This is a genomic window from Actinomycetota bacterium (assembly GCA_036280995.1).
GTDB lineage: Bacteria > Actinomycetota > CALGFH01 > CALGFH01 > CALGFH01 > CALGFH01.
Genome location: DASUPQ010000938.1, coordinates 1 through 2600 on the forward strand (window position 1 = coordinate 1; position 2600 = coordinate 2600).

Below are 2600 nucleotides of genomic sequence, written 5' to 3' on the forward strand. Positions count from 1 at the left end.
GCAGGGGCCCTGGGGTGGGTTGGGTGTCGGTGGATGAGCGCGACAACGACCCGGCGGTGCTGCTGGCCTACATCGCCGAGGCGTTGGATCGGGTCGAGCCGATCGACCCCAAGATGGTTCGCGGGCTGGCCGGACCGGGGGCCTCGATCGTGAGTGCGGTGTCCCGGTTGGCGGCGGCGATGGCGGCCATGACCCAACCGGTCGCCTTGGTCCTTGATCACCTGGACCAACTCAACAACCGGCAGTGCCTGGACGCGGTGGCCGACCTGGCGGCCGAGGTTCCCATCGGGTCGCAGCTGCTGGTGGCCTCCCGAGCCCGGCCGCCGCTGCCGGTGGGACTGCTGCGCACCCAGGGTCAGGTGGTCGAGATCGGGGTCCAAGAGCTGGCCATGGACCAGCAGGAGGCGGCCGCGCTGCTTGAGGGTGCCGGGGTCCAGCTGGCCGAGGCTGAGGTCAACGAACTCGTCGGGCGGACCGAGGGATGGCCGGTGGGGCTGCACCTGGCCGCGCAGGCGGTCAAGGCTGGCGGTCCTCGACGGCACAGCTGGGCCGGGCTCACCGGGAATGACCGGATCATGGCCGAGTACCTGTGGGCAGAGCTTCTGGTTCGCCTCCCCCGGAGAATGGTGTCGTTCCTGACCCGCACGGCGGTGCTTGACCGGATGTGCGGGCCGCTGTGCGACGCGGTCCTGGGCACGACTGGCTCAGCCGACCTGCTGGAGTCGCTGGCGGGGTCGAACCTGCTGGTGGTCCCGCTGGACCCGCGCCGCCGGTGGTACCGCTACCACCACCTGTTCGGCGAGCTGCTGCGGGCAGAACTGGAGCGTCGAGAACCCGAGCTGGTCCCCCAGCTGCACGGGCGGGCGGCCGTCTGGCATGAGGCCAACGGTCTGCCCGAGACCGCCATTGACCACGCCCAGGCCGCCGGGGACACCGATCGGGTTGCCCGGCTGGTGTGGAACCTGGCTATGCCCGCCTACGGGGCCGGACGGGTGGACACCACCCGTCGCTGGTTCGGCTGGTTCGAGGACCACGGCCTGGTTGGACGCTACCCGCCGGTGGCCGTGCTCGGGGCCTGGCTGCAGGCCCTGGTGGGCCAGCCGGCGGCGGCCGAACGCTGGGCCGATGCAGCCGAACAGGGGCCGGTTACCGGGACGCTGCCGGACGGCAGCACCGTCCAGAGCTACCGGGCGCTGCTGCGGGCGCTGTTGTGCCGCGACGGCCTGGACCGGATGCGAGCCGACACCCAGGCCGCCTTGAGCGAGTTGGGTCCGGGAAGCCAGTGGCGGCCCACGGCCCAGCTGCTGGAGGGGATCTGCTACCTGCTGGCTGGCGAGACCGACCGGGCCGACTCGGTCCTGATTCAAGCCGCCGAGGTCGCCACCGAAGCCCGGGCGCTGCCCGCGGCCGCGATCGCCCTGGCCGAGCGTTCCCTTGTCGCGATGCACCAACACGACTGGGAGCAGGCCGCCACCCACGCCGAGCAAGCCTACGCGGTGGTTCGGGCCGGGCAGTTGGACGACTATGTCGCCAGCGCCCTGGTCTATGCGGTGATGGCCCGGGTGGCCGTGCATCGGGGTGAGGTGCGGCGGGCCCAGGAACAGCTCGGGCGGGCCACTCGCCTGCGGCCGCTGCTCACCTACGCCCTGCCGTATTTCGCCGTCCAGACCCTGCTGCAGCTAACGCGCGCGTACCTGGCCATGGGTGATGCCGCCGGGGCCAGGACCGTCCTGCGGCAGGCTAGGGACGTCCTCCAGCTCCGGCCCGACCTGGGCATCCTCCCCAGCCAGGCCGACCAGTTGCGAGCAACGCTTGACATCGTACGCGGTAGGACCGGGGGGGTATCGTCGCTGACTAAGGCTGAGCTGCGGCTGGTGCCGCTGCTGTCGACCCATCTGTCGTTCCGGGAGATCAGCGAGCAATTGACCGTCTCGCCGCACACGGTCAAGACCCAGGCGATCTCGGTCTACCGCAAGCTCGGCGTCGCCTCCCGCAGCCAGGCCGTCCAGCGCGCCCAGAAGCTCGGCCTAGGCGGGTAGCCCTCGCCTGGACCGTCGCTTGGCTCAGCCCGCCCGAGAGGAAACGGCCGACGTCGGAGCGGTGGACCCGACCGCCCCGTCATGGTTGCCGGCGAATGCCGTGGAGTTGTGGACCCCGTGGGGGCACTTGGGTGTGGCAGCAAGCGTGGTGCTGCGTTAACTGTCGAGCATGCTGCTGGCGGGGTCGGGCTGGCAGGTGCTGACCACCTTGGCCACCGCAGTCACCAGGAACAGCTGCCCGATCAGCATCTCCAGGACGGCGAGGGTCTGCCCCGGGTTGGCGTCCGGGACCAGGTTGCCGTACCGGTCGTGGTCAGGGTGGTGAACGCGAAGAACGGGTCCTGGGGGGAAGGGCCCTCCCCTTGCGACCCGATGAACGGACCGGCCTGCAGCGCGTCCAGCGCCTGGTAGACGAACGCGAAGGACATCCCGACCATCAGGTAGGCGGCGATCGCGCCCAGCACGGTCTGGGTGTCCATCGTCCGCCGCAGCACCAGGCGGCGGACGATGATGGCCGAGCGCGGCCAGGTACAGCAGCCCGCTGATCACGGCCATGACTTC

2 protein-coding genes are annotated in these 2600 nt (G+C 70.8%); one reads left to right on the plus strand and one right to left on the minus strand.

Going from position 1 to position 2600, the window contains the following annotated elements; all coding sequences use genetic code 11:
• Positions 1-23 precede the first annotated feature (23 nt).
• Positions 24-2039, plus strand: a complete 2016-nt coding sequence (locus VF468_31215) for a LuxR C-terminal-related transcriptional regulator (protein ID HEX5882756.1) — start codon at positions 24-26, stop codon at positions 2037-2039.
• Positions 2040-2281: 242 nt separating this feature from the next.
• On the opposite strand, the gene VF468_31220 is transcribed toward VF468_31215, so the two are convergent.
• A complete protein-coding gene (locus VF468_31220; GenBank protein HEX5882757.1) occupies positions 2282-2518 on the minus strand; it encodes a hypothetical protein in 237 nt (78 codons plus the stop codon).
• Positions 2519-2600 lie beyond the last annotated feature (82 nt).

What these genes read in the sequence shown, in the direction of transcription:
- VF468_31220 (HEX5882757.1), bottom strand. Translation starts at nt 2,518, where the DNA reads ATGGACACCCAGACCGTGCTGGGCGCGATCGCCGCCTACCTGATGGTC.